Source organism: Spongiactinospora sp. TRM90649, from assembly GCF_029382225.1.
Classification (GTDB): Bacteria; Actinomycetota; Actinomycetes; order Streptosporangiales; family Streptosporangiaceae; genus Spongiactinospora.
Genome location: NZ_JARLTC010000007.1, coordinates 98,714 through 116,315 on the forward strand (window position 1 = coordinate 98,714; position 17,602 = coordinate 116,315).

The following is a 17,602-nucleotide window of genomic DNA, read 5'->3' on the forward strand; positions in this document are numbered from 1 at the left end:
CGTTCACTCCTTCCTGGGCAGGCGCAGCACGTAACCGACGCGGGGGACCGTGTGGATCAGCGGCGGCCCGGTGGCGTCCACCTTGCGGCGCAGGTAGCTGATGTAGGTCTGGACGACGCCGTCGTTGCCGCCGAAGTCGTACTCCCACACGTGGTCGAGGATCTGGCGCTTGGTCATCACCCGCCCGGCGTTGGTCAGCAGGAAGCGCAGCAGCTTGAACTCTGTGGGGGTGAGGTCGAGCAGCGCGCCCGCCCGCCGTACCTCGTAGGCGTCGTCGTCGATGACCAGGTCCGCGAACGACGACCGGCCGCGCTGGGGCTCGCCCCGCCCCCCGGTACGGCGCAGCACGGCCCGCACCCGCTCGACCAGTTCCTCCAGGCTGAACGGCTTGGTCACGTAGTCGTCGCCGCCCGCGCGCAGCCCGCCGACGCGGTCCTCGGTGGCGTCCCGCGCGGTCAGGAAGACCACCGGGACGTCCGATCCGCTCTGACGGAGGCGGCGGCAGACCTCGGTGCCGAGCACGTCGGGGAGCATCACGTCCAGCACGATCAGGTCGGGGCGGAACGTGCCGGTCATGGCGATCGCCGACGCCCCGGTGGGCGCGATCGCCGTCGCGTATCCCTCGTACCGCAACGCGGTGGCGACCAGATCGGCGAGATAGGGCTCGTCGTCCACGACCAGAATCCGGCTCACCCGTCCCAGTCTGGCCCGCCGGCTGCCGGATGACCCATAGCGAACCCCATAGAGAACTATGTGAATGCCCGCAGAGCGCGCACAGAGCGCCTGAAGATCGTTTTGTTGCACTCGGGGGCATGGAGAAGCTCTCTGCCTTCGTGCTGCGGCGCAAGGGACTCGTCGCGCTGCTCGCCGCGCTCGGCCTGCTGGCCGGGCTGGCCGCCACCCCGTTCGCGATCCAGCGGCTCTCTGAGGAGTACGCGCATCCCGGGGTGCCCGCCTACGAGGCCAACCGGGAGATCGTCCGGATCTTCGGCAACGGCGGCGCCCAGCGTCCCTTCGTGCCCGTGATCGTGCTGCCGCCGGGGCGTGACGCCCGCACGGCCGCCGCGCGGATCACCGCCGCGTTCGACGCCGTGACGGCCCGGCTGCCGAACGCCCGCGTCGTGTCGTACCCGATGACCGGCGACCCCCGCCTGATCGGCGCGGACGGCCGGACCACCTTCGGCCTGGTCTTCCCGGGCCCCGCCTCCGACGGCGCGCCGCCCGGCATGGGCATCGGCGAGGCGCCCGACGAGGGCCCGCTGATCGCCGAGGCGATGACCCCGCACCTGCCGCCGGGGACCGTCGTGCGCGTCACGGGCGTGGACACCCTGGTGCCGGGTGTGGACGCGGGCGGCATCGACGTGCCCGCCAAGATCGGCATCGGCGTGCTGGCGGCGGTGGTCGTGCTGCTCCTGGTGTTCCGCTCGGCGCTGGCCCTGGTGCCGCTGCTGATCGCGACTCTCGCGATCTTTTTGGCCTTCCTGGTGATCCTGCTGCTCACCCTGGTCATGACCGTGCACGACGTGGCCCTGACCACCATGCCGCTGCTCGGTCTCGGCATCGCGGTGGACTACTCGCTGCTGCTGGTCGCGCGCTGGCGCGAGGAGCAGGCGGCCGGGCACCGGGGCGACGAGGCCGTGCGCCGGGCGATGGCCGGCGCGGGGCGCGCGGTGCTGTTCAGCGGCCTCGCGGTGGCGGTGGGACTGGCCACCATGGTGGTGCTGCCGGTGCCGTTCCTGCGCAGTCTGGGGCTGGCCGGGATGATCATTGCGGCGGTGAGCGTGCTGGCCACCCTCACCGTGCTGCCGGTGCTGCTGGCCCTCACCGGCCGCCGGCTGGACCGCCGGGCGGGCTCCGGTGACCGGTTCGCCGGTGAGGCAAGGGCGGGAAGGGCCTGGTCGGCGTGGGCGCGCCTGGTCGTACGGCGGCGCGTGCCCGCCGCGCTCGGCGCGGGCGCGCTGCTGGCCGCGCTGGCCGTCGCCGGGCTGGGCATCGACCTGGGGCTGCCGCAGAGCCGCGACCTGCTGCCCACCGGCCCCGGCCGGGACGGCCTGACCGCGCTCACCTCGGCGGGCGTGCCGTCCGGGGCGATCACCCCCATCGAGGTCATGGTGACCGGCGACCCCGGCGTGGCCGCCGGCCGCCTCCGCGCGGTGGAGGGCGTGTCCGCCGTGCTCGCGCCGGAAGCGCCGTCCTGGCGGCGCGGACACACGGCGGTGCTGTCCGTGCTGCCGGTGGCCGAGAGCGGCACGCCGGAGGGGGCGGCCACGATCGAGCGGGTGCGCGCCGCCGTGCCGCAGGCGCGGGTCGGTGGCTACGCGGCCCAGAGCCTGGACTACCTGGACCACGCCTACGGCGCGTTCCCCTGGATGCTCGCGCTGATCGGCCTGGTCACCTTCGTGATGCTGGCCAGGGCGTTCCGCTCGCTGCTGCTCCCGCTCAAGGCCATCGCGCTGAACCTGCTCTCGCTGGGCGCGGTGCTCGGCGCGATGGTGCTGCTCTGGCAGTTCGGCTGGGGCACCAGGGAACTGCTGGACATCCAGCCCACCGGCTCGATCGGGGAGTACGTGCCGTTGACCGTCTTCGCCTTCCTCTACGGCCTCAGCATGGACTATGAGGTCTTCATCCTGGCCAGGATGCGCGAGGAGTACGACAGGACCGGCGACACGCACCGGGCGGTCGTCGAGGGCGTCGGCCGTACCGGGCGGCTGGTCACCCTTGCCGCGCTGATCCTTTTCATCTCCTTCGCCGCGCTGGCGATGACCCCGGAACTCGACGTCAAGGTGTTCGCCAGCGGCCTCGCCCTCGGCATCCTGCTCGACGCGACGCTGATCCGCGGCGTGCTCGTCCCCGCCGTCGTGGCCGCCATGGGCGAGTGGAACTGGTGGCTCCCCGGCTGGGCCGCGCGCCTGCTGCTCGTCCGGCGGCCCTCGCCGTCGCCCGCCGAACCCGCCCGGACATCATTGAGGTGAGCGATACGGGGGGAGAAACGCCGGATGGGCGGACGGCGGGGGCGGTTGCGGGTCTACCTGGGGGCGGCCCCCGGGGTGGGCAAGACCTACGCCATGCTCGGCGAGGGACGCAGGGCGATCTCGCGCGGGCGTGACGTGGTGGTCGGCCTGGCCGAGACGCATGGCCGCGCTCTGACCGCCGCGCTGCTGGAGGACATGGAGATCGTCCCCCGCCGGACGATCTCCTACCGGGGCACGGCCTTCACCGAGCTGGACGCCGACGCGGTGATCGCCCGCCGTCCGGAGCTGGTGCTGATCGACGAGCTGGCCCACACGAACGTGCCCGGCTCGCGCAACGCCAAGCGCTGGCAGGACGTGGACGAGGTGCTCGCGGCCGGCATCGACGTGGTCACCACGGTCAACGTGCAGCACCTGGAGTCGCTGAACGACGTGGTCGAGCGGATCACCGGCGTGACCCAGCGGGAGACCATCCCCGACGAGGTGGTGCGCCGGGCCGACCAGATCGAGCTGGTGGACATGTCCCCCGAGGCGCTGCGGCGGCGGATGGCCCACGGCAACGTCTACGCCCCGGAGAAGGTGGACGCCGCGCTGGCGAACTACTTCCGGGTGGGCAACCTGACCGCGCTGCGCGAGCTGGCCCTGCTGTGGGTGGCCGGGAGGGTGGACGACCAGCTCGGGCGCTACCGGGCCGAGCATGGCATCGCGGCGACCTGGGAGGCGCGGGAACGCGTGGTGGTCGCGCTGACCGGCGGCCCGGAGGGGGAGACGCTCATCCGGCGGGCGGCGCGGATCGCCGAGCGGTCCAAGGGCGCCGACCTGCTCGCCGTGCACGTCACCCGCGCGGACGGCCTCGCCGGGGCCGACCCCGCCGGCGTCGCCAGGCTGCGCGGCCTGGTCGAGGACCTGGGCGGCGGCTACCACCAGGTGGTCGGCGACGACGTGCCCGGCGCGCTGCTGGACTTCGCCAAAGGGGTGAACGCCACCCAACTGGTGCTCGGGGCGTCACGGCGGGGGCGGTTCGCCCAACTGCTGGCGCGCGGCGTCGGCGCGGAGACCATCGCCCGGTCGGGCTCCATCGACGTCCACATGATCCCCCACCCGCAGGCCAGCCGGGGACGGCGGCCGGCCCGGCCGCCCACCGCCCTGACCCGCGCCCGGCGGGCGGCCGGGTGGGCGCTCGCGTTGCTCGGGCTGCCGCTGCTGACCGCCGTGCTCTACGCGCTGCGCGACCGGCTGGCGCTGCCCAGCGAGATCCTGGTGTTCCTGCTGCTGGTCCTCGGGGTCGCGCTGGCCGGGGGGCTGTGGCCCGCGATCACCGCGGCGGTGGGCGGGTTCCTGCTGCTCAACTGGTTCTTCACGCCCCCGATCGAGAACTGGACCATAGCCCAGCCGGAGAACCTGTTCGCGCTGATGGCGTTCGTGGTGGTCGCGGTGGCCGTCAGCGCGACCGTGGACCTGGCCGCGCGGCGCACCAGGGAGGCCGCCCGCGCCGGGGCCGACGCCGAACTGCTCTCCACCCTGGCCGGGCACGTGCTGCGCGGTGAGGCGGCGCTGCCGTCCCTGCTGGGGCGCGTGCGCGAGACCTTCGGCTTCGAGTCGGCCACCCTGCTGGAGAACACCGGCGGCGCCTGGCGCATCGCCGCCACGAGCGGGGGGCCGCCCGCCGTCACGCCCGCCGCGGCCGACACCGACGTGCCCATCGACGACACCCTCAACCTCGCCGCCACCGGCCGCATCCTGCCCGCCGCCGACCGCCGGGTGCTGGCCGCCTTCGCCGCGCAGGCCGCGGTCGCGCTGCGCGAGCAGCGGCTGCGGGCCGAGGCCGACCAGGCCAAACCGCTGGCCGAGGCGGACCGCATGCGATCTGCCCTGCTCGCGGCCGTCAGCCACGACCTGCGCACCCCGCTGGCCGCGGCCACCGCCGCCGTGGACGGCCTGCGCGCCACCGACGTCACCTGGAGCCCCGAGGACCGCGCCGAACTCCTCGCCACCGCGCACGAGTCCCTTGCCGAGCTCGACCACCTGGTGGTCAACCTGCTCGACATGAGCCGCCTGCAGGCCGGTGTGCTGGGCGTCCGGCTCCAGCCGGTCTCCCTGGAGGAGGTCGTGCCCGGCGTGCGCGGCGGCCCGGAACCCCCGGTGCTGCGCGTACCTCACGACCTGCCCGACGTCGCCGCCGACCCTGTCCTGCTGGAACGGGTCCTGGCCAACCTCACCCAGAACGCGGTTCGCTACAGCCCGCCGGGCAGCCCGGTCCACATCACCGCCAGCAGCCACGGCGACCATGTGGAGATCCGCGTCATCGACCGCGGCCCCGGCATCCCGCCCGACGCCCGCGACCGGGTCTTCCTGCCCTTCCAGCGGCTCGGCGACCGGAACAGCCACAGCGGCGTCGGCCTCGGCCTGGCCCTTTCCCGGGGGCTCACCGAGGCCATGGGCGGCACCCTGATTCCGGAGGAGACCCCGGGCGGCGGGCTCACGATGATCGTCACCCTGCCGGTGGCCGAGGTCTGAGGCCGCGGTGCGGTGTCACATGCCGAGTTCGGACTTGTCCATCACCCGGCGGACCTCGATCGGGTCGTGGCGGGCCTCCGGCAGGCGGGCCGCGATCTCGGCGGCCCGATCGGCGCTCGCGCAGTCCACCAGGTAGTAGCCCGCCAGCACCTCCTTGGCCTCGGAGAACGGCCCGTCCGTGACGGCGGGCGCGCCCTCCGGGCCCACGCGGACGGTCCGCGCCCCGAGCGTGGTCAGCCCCTCGGAGGCGACGTACTCCCCCGACGCGACCAGCTCCCGGATCAGCTCCCCGTGGGCGCGGGCGGTCTCGGCGTGCTCCGCCTCGCCCCAGGTGTTCCAGGTGGCGTGGTTGCCGTAGATCAGCAGCATGTACTTCACCCGCGCCAGGCTACAGACCGCGCACGATGGTATCCGCGGCGTGGCGGATCCAGCGGGACTCGGCGTCCGGGCCGGCGTGCGGGCGGGCCAGGGCGGCGAACAGCACGCCGTCGAGCTGGGCGGCGAACATGCGGGCGGCGTTGGCGGGTCGGCGACTCCGGCGGCGCGCAGGCCGTCCTCGGCCCGGCGCAGGAAACGGGCACTGGCGGCGTCGAGTTCGGCCCGCAGTTCGGTATGCCGGGTGGCGATCGGGTCCACGGCTGGGCAGGATGGCGAGGGTGAGTGAGGGAGAGGCCCGGGTGCGGGTCGGGGTTTGCCTGTCGCTGAGCGGGAGGTACGCGGGGTTCGGACGGCAGGCGGGTGAGGCGCTGGCGGCCTGGAGTTCGCTCGATCCCTCCGTGGAACTCGTCGTGGAGGACGACCGGGGCGAGGCCCGCATACTGGAGGCGCTGCTGCCCAACGTGCTCGCGCGCTGCGACCTCGTGCTCGGCCCCTACGCGACCGGTCTGACACGGGCCGCGGCGCGGGTCGCCGCCGACGCCGGGCGGTTGCTGTGGAACCACGGCGGGGCCGGTGACGACGTCCAGGCCGCCCATCCCGGGCACCTCATCTCGGTGCCGACCCCCGCGAGCCGGTACGCCGAGCCGTTCATCGCCCACCTGGCCCGGTCGGCCCCGCCCGCGCCGCTGTGGATCGCCCGGGGGAAGGGCGACTTCGCCCGGCAGGTGGAACGCGGCGCACGGGAGACCGCGCGCGGCCTCGGCATCGTGGTGGCGGAGGGCGACATGCCGTCCTCCGGCGTATGGGACCTGCTGTGCGCGGGATCGTTCGGCGAAGACATCGCGACGGTGAACGCGGCGACGGCGGCCCCCTGCCCGCCCCGCCACGTGTGCGCCACGGCGGCCGGCGTCGGCCGCTTCGGCACGGCGGCCGACCGCCCCGAGGGCGTGTACGGCATGGCCCAGTGGGCCGCCCTCGCCATGCGCCCGGAATCCCCCGACCGGACAGGCGACAGGCCGACGGACCATCTGCGGGGGGCCCAGGGCCGCGCCGGTTCCCCCGGGCGGGCGGACGGCACGCAGCCGGACGGCACGCGGGGCGGGCGGGTTGTGCCTGCTGGGCGGGCCGGTCGGGGGGCGTGGGTTGGGCCTTCTGAGGGGGAGTTGGTGGCGGTGTGGCGGCGGGTGCCTGACTACCCGGGCGTGCAGGCCGTGGCGGCAGCGATCTTGGCGGTGTACTGTGCTCGGTTGGCCGGGGCCACGGCGCGGGAGGCGCTCTGGGACGTGGCCGCGTCCCTCGACACGCGGACCTTCTTCGGGGCCTTCCAGGTCGATCCGCGTACCGGAGTGCAGGCCGGGCATGAGAACGTGCTGGTCCGCTGGGTCTCCCGGGGTGAGCGTGCCGTCGTATCCCGGGGTGCGTTGCGGGCCGGCTGACCGTTCCCGCCTTTCGTTTCTTCTCTCCGCCCCCGGCGGCGCCGGACGTTTTCTCGGCTTGGAACGTGCCGCCGACTATCACTACCGAGAAACTGCGCTAGCATTTCTTGTCGATAACGGTGCGAAACGTGGACATACGCCCTCGGACTTGATAAGTTCGGTAGACATGTATTGCCATATGTTTTAAAATCGTGTCCTCCCGCGTTGCCTTGGGCGGCGGTGGGCGAGCATGCCCGTGAAAGGACACACCTGTGGCTTACACAGTTGAGATAAGCCGGTCGAACCCGACCTGTTTCATCTTCCTCATCGACCAGTCGGCGTCCATGAGCGACGCCATCGGCGGTGAGGTGCAGACGAGCAAGGCATCGGTCGTCTCCGACGCCATCAACCGATTGCTGACCGAGCTTTCGGTGAAGTGCGCCAAGGAGGAAGGCGTCCGCGACTACTTCCACGTCGCGGTCATCGGCTACGGTCACCGTACCGTCGGATCCGCTTTCGGCGGCGCCCTCGCAGGGCGCGATCTCGTCCCGCTCAGCCAGGTCGCCGACAACCCCGCCCGCATCGAGGACCGCGTCAAGAAGGTGCCCGACGGCGCCGGCGGCCTGATCGAGACCACCGTCCGCTTCCCCATCTGGATGGAGCCGGTGGCCAACGGCGGCACGCCCATGCGGCAGGCCCTGGAGTACGCCCACCAGCTCGTCGACAAGTGGCTGGCCGAGCACCCCGCATGCTTTCCGCCGATCGTCCTCAACCTCACCGACGGCGAGGCCAACGACGGCGACCCCACCATCCCGGCCACCAGCATCCGCTCGCAGTCCAGCGCCGACGGCCCGGTACTGCTGTTCAACCTGCACGTCTCCGACGCGGGCGGCCAGCCCGTGACCTTCCCCGACACCGACGGCGGGCTCCCCGACAGCTACGCCCGCACGCTGTTCGGGATGTCGAGCCCGCTGCCCGAGCACATGCGGTCGTACGCCGCGCAGGAGGGCTTCACCGTCAACGAGGCGACCCGCGGCTTCGTCTACAACGCCGACATCGTGTCAGTCGTGCAGTTCCTCGACATCGGCACCCGCGCCACCGATCTGCGGTGACCCGGTGCGGGCAAGCATCGTTTCTTATCACTTGCATAAGGGAGGCGGTTCTGCCAGCGAGTACGAAGACGCGCACGCGATATACCCCGAGGATTCTCGCACAGCGGACGTGTATCTTCCGGGTTTTCGCGTCGCCATCTCCGACGGTGCTTCGGAGAGCGCCCTCGCCGGGCGCTGGGCGCAATTACTGGTAGGCCATTTCGTGACAGCCGATCCTGACGACGTCATCGGTTCGGCCGAAGGTTTCGCTTATCATGTGGCATCGGCGGCGAAAATGTGGTCGACCACGGTCGGCGAATACGTCGCCGCCCGTGCGGCCGACGGGCGGCCCATCCGATGGTACGAGCAACCGAAGATCGACAAAGGCGCGTACGCCACCCTGCTCACCATCGGTTTCACCGCCGCCGGACAGGAGTGCGACATTCTCGACCCGGTGGAGGAGGTGACGTGGACCGCCGCCGCGATCGGTGACTGCGTCCTTTTTCACGTGCGCGATGAAGAACTGCTGACAGCCTTTCCGATGAGCGCCTCCGCCGACTTCGGCACCAGCCCGGCACTGCTCAGCAGCCGGACCCCGAACCCCGCGCTGGTCGCGGACCGGGTGACGCTGCGGTCCGGGCGGGTGCGGACGGGAGACGACGTGTTCCTGTGCACCGACGCCGTGGGTGCGTGGTTCCTGGCCGAGACCGAACGCGGGCGACGCCCCTGGCAGATCCTGCGCGACCTGAGCACGGGCGAGGGCCCGGACTTCGACGAGCTGGTCCGGCGCCAGCGGTCGAGCCGGCGCATGCGCAACGACGACGCGACCCTGGTCCACGTGGACGTGTGGTGACCGATGGCGGCTCCTGTGAGGCGCTTTCCCAGTGGCGGCGACTACGTCGAGGCGCTGCAGAACCCCCGGCTCTGCTTCAGCGACCCCGAACTCAAGACGGCGGCCCCGCACGTCGATCGGCTCGGACGGCCCAAGCCGATCTCCGGCAACTTCGCCAGCGTGTTCTCGCTGACCACCGCGTCGGCCAAGCGATACGCGATCAAGTGTTTCACCCGTGAGGTCCCCGACCAGGAGAAGCGCTATCTGGCGATCAGCGAGGCCCTGCGGGCGCTGCCGTACGACTGGAAGGTCGGCTTCGACTACCAGCCCCGGGGCGTCATGGTCGGCGGGCACTGGTTCCCGATCCTGAAGATGGAGTGGGTCGAGGCCGTCGGCCTGACCCGCTGGATCGACGAGCACTGCTGGGACCAGGCCGCGCTGCGCGGGCTCGCCGACCGGTTCGCCGAGCTGGTCGCCGACCTCGACCGGTCGGGCATCGCGCACGGCGACCTCCAGCACGGCAACCTGTTGGTGGAGGCCGACGGCCGGTTCAAGCTGGTCGACTACGACGGGATGTACGTCCCTTCGCTGTCCGGGTTCCCGGCCAGCGAGAAGGGGCACCGTCACTACCAGTCGCCGCTTCGCACCGGCGCGGAGTTCGGGCCCGAGCTCGACCGGTTCTCCGCCTGGCTGATCCACATGTCGCTGGCCTCCATCGCCGCCGACCCCACGCTGTGGCACGGCCTGCATGAGCAGGACGGCGAGTACCTGCTGCTGGTCGACGACGACTTCATCCACCCGGGCACCTCGGCCCGGATGGCGAACCTCAGGGGGCACGGCACCGCCGAGATCCGCGACTTCGCCATGCGGATCAGCGACCTGGCGGTCCAGCCGCTCACCGCGCTGCCCACGCTGCCACCGCCGGCCACCCAGCCGTCCGAGGTGCGCGCGCCCGCCGCGCGGGGTCTGCCCGCGTGGATGAGCGGGCACGTGCCGTTCGCGCCGCCACGTCCGGTCTACAGCTTCAAGGACCACCCGGGCGCGATGAAGGGCACGCGGCTGACCTTCCTCGGGCTGTGCGCCGCCCTGGGGGTGGTGCTGTGGCTGACGGCGCTGCCGCTGATGGTGCGGGGCGCCGTCCCGGGGGCCGTCCTGCTGGTGGGGCTGGGGGTGAGCCGCGCGGTGTACGCCACGCTGCCCGGCCCGAAGGCCCGCAAGGCCGTCGTGTCGCGGCGCACCCGCGCCGCGCAGAAGACCAAACGGGCGCTGCGCGCGGTGTCGGGCGTGGAGAGCGAGGGCAACAAGATCCAGACCGACCACGCCCGCCGCATGACGGCCAACGCCAAGGAGCTGCACGACCTCCAGGGACGCCACCGGCTAGAACTCGGCACCTTCGACCGGGCCACGGCGCAGCAGCTCAGCCCGCTCTACCAGCAGATCCAGGCACTTCCTGCCCGGCAGGCGGCGGAGCTGAGCGGGGCGCTCGACCTGCTGCGCCAGAACCACACGCTCGCGTACCTGAAACGGGTGAGCCTCGGTCCCGGCGACGTGCAGGGCGTCGGCGCGGCCACGGTGGACGGCCTGCGCGCCGCCGGCATCGTCACGCCCGCCGACTTCGTCGGCATCCACTCCGTGGCGGTGGGCCACGAGCAGACCCCGGAGATCCACTTCCTGCTGCCCGACGGGCGGTCCGTGCACGTCCAGGGGGTCGGCGAGACCCGGGCGTCGGCGCTGGAGAACTGGCGGCTGCTGCACGTGCAGGCGGCCATGGCCCAGCCGAGCATGCCCACCACGCTGCCGCCCGCCACCCGCCAGCGCATCGAGCTGGGCCACCAGGCGGAGGAGAAGCGCCTCCAGGAGCAGCGGACCCTCGCCGAGCAGGCCCGTCAGAGCCTGCGGAACGACATCGTGCAGCGGCACGCGGGCGAGATCCGGCAGATCACGGACGGCCACAACGTGGCGACGCAGGCGACCTCGCGAGCGATGGCCGACACTCAGCGGCGGCTCGCCACGGCCCGTGCCGACCACCAGACCGCCGAGCAGGAGGAGCAGACGATCGTGCGGGAGCTGCAGACCCACCGGCACATGTCGTACCCGCGCTTCCTGCGCGCCGTGGTCTTCGGCCGCTGATCCCTGTCGACAAGGGTCGCGGCCGGTCCCGAGGGACCGGCCGCGATCTGGCTCACTTCAGCACGCGGACACTGCCCACGTTGCGGTTCTTGGTGGTCTCGCCCGGCTTGACGGGCCAGTACACCTTGGTCGTGCAGTTGCCGTCCGGGAAGAGCAGTAACGGGCTGTCCGTCTTGTTCTCCACGGTGGTGCCTTCGCCCGTGCCCTTGTAGCAGCCGGGCGCGGGGTTGAGATGCGATACCGCGATCACGCGCCCGTACAGGTTCAGCCGTCCGGTGGCCGCGGCACTCGGGCTCGTGGTGGCCAGCAGTGCGCCGACCACGATGAGCGAGCCTGTGGCGATCTTCCACTTCATGCGATTCCCCTTTCGTGCGGAGTCAGGTGACCGAGCCGACAAGCGTAGGTAGAACCGATATGCATCCTCTTACACATTCAGTGAGAGTTCGCGGCGAAGAGCGGTAGTAACCGTGACGATGTTGGCGAGGGCGGCCTCGACCTGCGGATACGTGCGGGTCTTCAATCCGCAGTCCGGATTGACCCACAACCGCCCGGCCGACAGGACGTCCAGCGCCGCCCGCAGCGAGGTCTCCACCTCCTCGGTGGACGGCACCCGGGGCGAGTGGATGTCGTACACCCCCGGCCCGAGCCCGCGCGCGAAGGTGCCCACCGAGGGCTCCGACAGGATCCGCGCGCCGGACCTCGCGGACTCGACGCTGGTCACGTCGGCGTCCAGGGCGTCGATGGCGGCGATGATCTGGTCGGCGTCCGAGTAGCACAGGTGCGTGTGGATCTGCGTGGAGTCCGCCGCCCCGGCGGTCGCGCGCCGGTAGGCCCCGACGGCCCAGCGCAGGTAGGCGTCGTGCCCGTCGCGGCGCAGCGGGAGCAGTTCGCGCAGCGCGGGCTCGTCCACCTGGACGATGCCGATCCCGGCGGCCTCCAGGTCGGCGACCTCCGCCCGGATGGCGTCGGCGACCTGGTCCATCATGTCCCGCAGCGGCAGGTCGTCGCGGCGGAAGGACCAGGCCACGATGGTGACGGGGCCGGTGAGCATGCCCTTGACCGGCCGGTCGGTGAGCGACTGGGCGTAGGCGGCCCACCGCACGGTGATCGGCTCGGGACGGCTGACGTCGCCGTGCAGGATGGGCGGGCGGGTGCAGCGCGAGCCGTACGACTGGACCCAGCCGTGCCGGGTGACGGCGAAGCCGTCCAGGTGCTCGGCGAAGTACTGCACCATGTCGTTGCGCTCGGGTTCCCCGTGCACCAGCACGTCGAGCCCCAGGTGCTCCTGCACCCGCACGGCCTGCTCGATCTCGGCGCGGACCAGCCGCTCGTAGCCGACCTCGGTGAGGGAGCCCTCGGCCACCTGGGCGCGCGCCGCGCGCAGCTCCCCAGTCTGCGGGAACGACCCGATCGTGGTGACCGGCAGGTCGGGCAGCCGCAGCCGCTCGGCCTGCGCGGCGGCCCGGACCGGGTAGGGGCTCCTGGCCTCCGGCTCGCGCGGCTCGGGGGCGGGCGCGGCGGGCGGCACGTTCCGCGCGGGCAGCGTCCCTGAGGCGAGCAGCCCGGCCAGCTCGACCACCTCGGCGACCTTCTGCTCGGCGAACGCCAGCCGTCCGCGCAGCGCGCGGTCCAGCCCGGTCTCCTGGTCCACGTCGTACGGCACGTGCAGCAGCGACCCGGCCGTCCCGACCACGACCTGCCCGGCCACCTCGCGGACGGCGTGCAGCGCCCCCAGCGCCCGGTCCCGGTCGGTCCGCCAGATCTCCCGCCCGGACACCACCCCGGCCACGACCACCTTGTCGGCGATCCCCGGCAGGGAGCGCAGCCCGGCCGCGCCGCCCCGCACCAGATCGACCGCGACCCCCTCGACGGGGGCGAGCGCGGCGAGCGCCTCGCCGAGGTCGCCGAAGTAGGCGGCGGCCAGCAGCGCGGGCCGGTCGGGCAGCGCGCACAGCCGCTCGTAGGCCGCGCGGGCGGCGGCCAGCTCGGCGAAGCTCCGGTCGGCGACCAGCGCGGGCTCGTCGAACTGCACCCAGTCCACGCCCTCTGCGGCCAGCGCGGTGAGCACCTGCTCGTAGGCGACGAGCACGTCGTCCAGCCGGTCCAGCGGCGTGAACCCGGCGGGGGAGCCGGGTGCGGGCTGGGCGAGCAGCAGGAACGTCAGCGGGCCGACCAGTACCGGCCGGGTGGCGTATCCGAGTTCGCGAGCCTCGCGCACCTCGCTCACCGGCTTGCCGGGGTCGGGCGGCAGCAGTGCGGTCTCCGGGCCGATCTCGGGGACGATGTAGTGGTAGTTGGTGTCGAACCACTTGGTCATCCGCAGCGGCGCGACCCCGTCGGTGCCGCGCGCCATCGCGAAGTAGGTCTCTTCCGGGGTCTCCCCGCCCAGGTACCTCTCGGGGACCGCGCCGAGCATGACGGCCGTGTCGAGCACGTGGTCGTAGGCGGAGAAGGTGTTCGAGGGCAGCGCGGGCAGGCCGAGCCCGGCCAGCCGCCGCCAGGTCCGCGCGCGGAGCTCGGCCCCGGCGGCGCGCAGCTCGCCGACCTCGGCCCGGCCGTCCCAGTAGGCCTCCAGCGCCCGCTTCAGCTCGCGGCGCGGGCCGATCCTCGGGTATCCGAGCACGGTGGACGCGCCGGGAAATGGCACTGCGGTCACGGTGGTTCCTCTCGCTTCGGCATGTCGCTGTGACTTGTCAGCGATGAGCGCATCCTGCCCAGCGCATCGGGTGGCCGGTATCATCCATTGATGACGCGCATGGATCCCGCTCCGCCGCTGCGCGACCTCGCCTGCCTCGCCTCGGTGGCGAGGCATCTCGGCTTCTCCCGGGCGGCGGCCGAGCTGAGCATGTCGCAGCCCGCCGTCAGCCAGGCGATCGGCCGTCTGGAACGCGGGCTCGGCCTGCGGTTGTTCGAGCGGACCAGCCGTGAGGTCCGGCTGACGGCGGCGGGGGCCGCGCTGCTGCCCTACGCCGAGGCGCTGCTCGACGACGCCGCCGCGTTCAGCGCCGAGGCCGGCCGCCTGGCCGCACAGGCCACTCCGGCCATTCGGTTCGCTTATCCATCCCTCCTGGGCGGGCTGGCCGCACAGGTCGCCCGGCGCATGGCCCGGCGCAGCCCGCCGATCGAGGTCGAGCTGCGCCCGGCCGGGTGGGCCGCCGCGACGGCGGCGTTGTCCTCCGGCGAGGTCGCGGCGGCGCTGCTGGGCGCGCCGTTCCCGCGCGAGTTCACCACGGCGGCGCGGTTCCACGTGCCGGTGGATCACATCGCCGTGCCCGCCGGCGATCCGCTGGCGCGGTCGTCGGGGCTGCGTCCCGACCGGCTCGGCCGTCACCGGGTGCTGCTGCCGGGGAACCGTCCGCCCGGGGGCATGTGGGCGCGGTTCGCGGCCCGGCTGCGCGGCCCGCAGCGGGTGGTGGGCGGCGACCTCGACGACCTCGCCGCCGCGCTCGACCTGGTGGCGGCGGGCATGGGGCTGCTGCCGGTGCCGAACCTGCTGGTCAGGTCGGTGCGCAGGCACGACGTGGAGTTCGTGCCGTTCGACGGCGGCGGCCTGCGCCTGGCCTACGCGGTGGCCTGGCCGCCCGACCGGGTCTCGCCCGAGCTGATGGCCGTGGTGCGGACCGTCCAGGAGGCCCTGTGGACCAGGTAGATCACTCCTGGTCGTCGCGCAGCAGCCGCTCCACCCCGTCGAGCAGGCGGTCGAGCCCCCAGATGAAGTCCTCGTCGGCACTGTCGGTGGCCTCGAACGCCCCCGAGTCGATGACGGCGTGCAGGGCCGGGAAGTCGCGCCGGTCGGTGACCTTGCGCAGCAACGCGCTGTAGCCGTTCAGCGCGCCCTCGTAGGTGTCGTCCTGCTTGCCTTGCCAGGCGACCTCCAGGTCGGCGTTGAGGGTGGCCTGGCCCCGGATGTAGATCGTCACGAGCAGCACCACGCTGACCTTGTCGGGTTCGGCGATGGAGGTGCCGGTCAGGCAGCGCAGCGCCTGCTCCATCCAGGCCACGTTGTTGGGCGTGGCGGGCGGGCCGGCCACGGGGACGCGCAGCAGCCACGGGTTGAGGCGCAGCACGCGGATCATCGACCAGGCCCAGTGGGCGAGCCCCTCGCGCCAGCCGACGCCGGGCGGCATCGGCGGCGGGTGCCCGATGGCGGAGTCCTGCATCAGCGTCAGCAGCTCGTCCTTGGACGAGACGTAGCGGTACAGCGACATGGTGGACGCGCCCAGCTCGGCCGCGACCCTGCTCATCGACACGGCGGTGATGCCCTCGTCGGCGGCGACGCCCACGGCGGCCTGGACGATCCGGGGCAGGGTGAGCGCCGGTTTCGGGCCCTTCGCGGGACGTTTGCGCAGTCCCCAGGCGGTCTCGACGCCCGGGGGAAGCCGGTTGTCGTCCTCACTCTCCATCTCGCTCCGTCGTGTTGACCGATCCACCACTTCTGTGTATATCCTACGCAGACAAATGTATGCCATACGCAATAGCGTGTATCAAGTACGCAGTAAGGAGACCGGATGGACGCGGCCATCGAGGCGCGCGGCCTCGAAAAGTCGTTCGGCCAGATGAGAGTGCTCACCGGAGTCGACCTGCACGTTCCGGCGGGCACCGTTGCCGCCCTGCTCGGCCCCAACGGGGCCGGCAAGACCACGACGATCCGGATCCTGGCCACTCTGCTGCGCGCGGACGGCGGACAGGCCCGGGTCGCGGGCCACGACGTGGTCCGTGAGCGTTCGGAAGTGCGCCGGAGCATCAGCCTGACCGGCCAGTACGCGGCGGTGGACGCACTGCAGACCGGCCAGGAGAACCTGCGGATGATGGCCCGCCTGCGCGGCCTGACCCGCCGCGACGCCCACCGCAGGGCCACCGAGCTGCTGGAGCGTTTCGACCTGTCCGACGCCGGGGGACGCCGGGTCGGCACCTACTCGGGCGGCATGCGCCGCCGCCTCGACCTCGCGGCGAGCCTGGTGGTCCCCCCTGCGGTGATCTTCTTGGACGAGCCGACGACCGGCCTCGACCCGCGCAGCAGGCAGACCATGTGGGGGATCATCACCGACCTGGTGGACACCGGGGTGACCGTCTTCCTCACCACGCAGTACCTGGAGGAGGCCGACCGGCTGGCCGGCAGCATCACCGTCATCGACGGGGGCACGGTGATCGCGTCAGGCACGGCCGACGAGCTGAAACGGCAGGTCGCCGCCGCACGGCTGGACCTGGTCATGGCGAGCCGCGAGGCGTACGCCGAGGCCGCCGCGCTGCTCGGCGGCCGGGTGGTGCACGCCGACCAGGGACGGCTGACGATCTCCGTGGCGACGGACGGCGGCGCGGCGCACGTGCGGGCCGTCCTGGACGAGGTGGACCCCGGCCGCGCGGCGGTGGCGACCTTCGGCGTGCACAGCGCCACCCTCGACGACGTCTTCCTCACCCTCACCGGCCGGGCCACGACCGGACAGAAGGAGCATGCGCATGGCTGACCTGGCCTTCAAACCCGCCCTCGACCCGGTCACCACCCCGGCCCGCGCGCACTGGCCGGTGATGGCCTCCCGCTGCCTGCGGCTGTCGCTGCGCGGCGTGGACGCGCTGATCATCGCGCTGCTGCTGCCGGTGATCATGATGCTGATGTTCGTGTTCCTGTTCGGCGGCGCGATCGAGACCGGCACCGACTACGTGACCTACGTGCTCCCCGGCGTCCTGGTGCTGTGCGCGGGCTACGGCGCGTCGCTGACCGCGGTCAGCCTGAACCAGGACCTCAAGGACGGCATCATCGACCGGTTCCGGTCGATGGACGTCGGCGGGGCGGCGATCATCGCGGGGCACGTCCTGGCCAGCACCGCGCGCAACATGCTGTCCATGACCCTGGTGTTCGCGGTGGCGTTCCTGATCGGCTTCCGGCCCGACGCCGGGCCCGGCGCCTGGCTCGCCACGATCGGCCTGCTGGTCGCCTACATCCTGGCCATGTCCTGGCTCTCGGCAATGATCGGGCTGCTCGCCAAGACGCCGGAGGCGGCCGGCGGATTCGGCTTCTTCATGCTGTTCCTGCCCTATCTGAGCAGCGGGTTCGTACCGATCGAGACCATGCCGGAGGTCATCCACGGCTTCGCCACCTACCAGCCCACGACGCCGATCATCGACAGCGCGCGGGGGCTGCTGCTCGGCCAGGCCGTCGGCGACACCCCGTGGCTCGGGCTGAGCTGGTGTGCCGGCATCCTGGCGGTCGCCGTCGTCCTGTCGGGTGTGCTGTTCGCCCGCCGCGCCGCCCGCTGAACCCGGCCCTCACAC

The 17,602-nt window shown here is 72.5% G+C and carries 14 protein-coding genes; 9 read left to right on the forward strand and 5 right to left on the reverse strand.

The features are described 5' to 3' along the window. Nucleotides 1–3: 3 nt before the first annotated feature. A complete protein-coding gene (locus tag P3X83_RS09660; protein WP_277304580.1) occupies nucleotides 4–693 on the reverse strand; it encodes a response regulator transcription factor in 690 nt (229 codons plus the stop codon). 119 nt (nucleotides 694–812) lie between these two features. Here P3X83_RS09660 and P3X83_RS09665 point away from each other — a divergent pair, with 119 nt between their 5' ends. After that, nucleotides 813–2,972 (forward strand): MMPL family transporter, encoded by a 2,160-nt coding sequence (locus P3X83_RS09665; RefSeq protein ID WP_277304581.1) that lies wholly within the window; start codon nucleotides 813–815, stop codon nucleotides 2,970–2,972. A 24-nt stretch (nucleotides 2,973–2,996) separates the two neighbouring features. Continuing rightward, nucleotides 2,997–5,486 (forward strand): ATP-binding protein, encoded by a 2,490-nt coding sequence (locus P3X83_RS09670; RefSeq protein ID WP_277304582.1) that lies wholly within the window; start codon nucleotides 2,997–2,999, stop codon nucleotides 5,484–5,486. A gap of 15 nt (nucleotides 5,487–5,501) precedes the next feature. Here P3X83_RS09670 and P3X83_RS09675 read toward each other — a convergent pair whose 3' ends face one another. Next, a complete protein-coding gene (locus tag P3X83_RS09675; protein WP_277304843.1) occupies nucleotides 5,502–5,855 on the reverse strand; it encodes a YciI family protein in 354 nt (117 codons plus the stop codon). A 287-nt stretch (nucleotides 5,856–6,142) separates the two neighbouring features. Here P3X83_RS09675 and P3X83_RS09680 point away from each other — a divergent pair, with 287 nt between their 5' ends. The 4 genes from P3X83_RS09680 to P3X83_RS09695 all read left to right on the forward strand — a co-directional run bounded on the left by P3X83_RS09680 (nucleotide 6,143) and on the right by P3X83_RS09695 (nucleotide 11,332). Then, entirely contained in the window at nucleotides 6,143–7,300 is a 1,158-nt protein-coding gene (locus tag P3X83_RS09680) for a hypothetical protein (protein WP_277304583.1), read from the forward strand. A gap of 251 nt (nucleotides 7,301–7,551) precedes the next feature. Next, on the forward strand, nucleotides 7,552–8,391 hold the full coding sequence (locus P3X83_RS09685) for a vWA domain-containing protein (RefSeq protein WP_277304584.1): 840 nt from the start codon (nucleotides 7,552–7,554) through the stop codon (nucleotides 8,389–8,391). A gap of 4 nt (nucleotides 8,392–8,395) precedes the next feature. Then, nucleotides 8,396–9,223 (forward strand): hypothetical protein, encoded by an 828-nt coding sequence (locus P3X83_RS09690; RefSeq protein ID WP_277304585.1) that lies wholly within the window; start codon nucleotides 8,396–8,398, stop codon nucleotides 9,221–9,223. Nucleotides 9,224–9,226: 3 nt separating this feature from the next. After that, nucleotides 9,227–11,332 carry a hypothetical protein gene (locus tag P3X83_RS09695; protein ID WP_277304586.1) on the forward strand — a complete coding sequence of 702 codons (2,106 nt, stop codon included), beginning with the start codon at nucleotides 9,227–9,229 and terminating at the stop codon, nucleotides 11,330–11,332. Nucleotides 11,333–11,384: 52 nt separating this feature from the next. Here the strand turns inward: P3X83_RS09695 and P3X83_RS09700 are convergent, their stop codons facing one another. After that, nucleotides 11,385–11,687, reverse strand: a complete 303-nt coding sequence (locus P3X83_RS09700; RefSeq protein WP_277304587.1) for a hypothetical protein — start codon at nucleotides 11,685–11,687, stop codon at nucleotides 11,385–11,387. A gap of 69 nt (nucleotides 11,688–11,756) precedes the next feature. Beyond that, nucleotides 11,757–13,988 (reverse strand): 5-methyltetrahydropteroyltriglutamate--homocysteine S-methyltransferase, encoded by a 2,232-nt coding sequence (gene metE / locus P3X83_RS09705; protein ID WP_277304588.1) that lies wholly within the window; start codon nucleotides 13,986–13,988, stop codon nucleotides 11,757–11,759. A gap of 90 nt (nucleotides 13,989–14,078) precedes the next feature. Between metE and P3X83_RS09710 the strand changes: the two genes are divergently transcribed. After that, entirely contained in the window at nucleotides 14,079–14,981 is a 903-nt protein-coding gene (locus tag P3X83_RS09710) for a LysR family transcriptional regulator (protein ID WP_277304589.1), read from the forward strand. Nucleotide 14,982: 1 nt separating this feature from the next. Here P3X83_RS09710 and P3X83_RS09715 read toward each other — a convergent pair whose 3' ends face one another. Next, on the reverse strand, nucleotides 14,983–15,735 hold the full coding sequence (locus P3X83_RS09715; protein WP_277304590.1) for a TetR/AcrR family transcriptional regulator: 753 nt from the start codon (nucleotides 15,733–15,735) through the stop codon (nucleotides 14,983–14,985). A 105-nt stretch (nucleotides 15,736–15,840) separates the two neighbouring features. Here P3X83_RS09715 and P3X83_RS09720 point away from each other — a divergent pair, with 105 nt between their 5' ends. Beyond that, nucleotides 15,841–16,797, forward strand: coding sequence for an ATP-binding cassette domain-containing protein (locus tag P3X83_RS09720; RefSeq protein ID WP_277304591.1), 957 nt, complete (start codon nucleotides 15,841–15,843; stop codon nucleotides 16,795–16,797). Next, on the forward strand, nucleotides 16,790–17,587 hold the full coding sequence (locus P3X83_RS09725) for an ABC transporter permease (RefSeq protein ID WP_277304592.1): 798 nt from the start codon (nucleotides 16,790–16,792) through the stop codon (nucleotides 17,585–17,587). Before P3X83_RS09720 ends, P3X83_RS09725 begins: the two co-directional genes overlap by 8 nt. Nucleotides 17,588–17,602 lie beyond the last annotated feature (15 nt).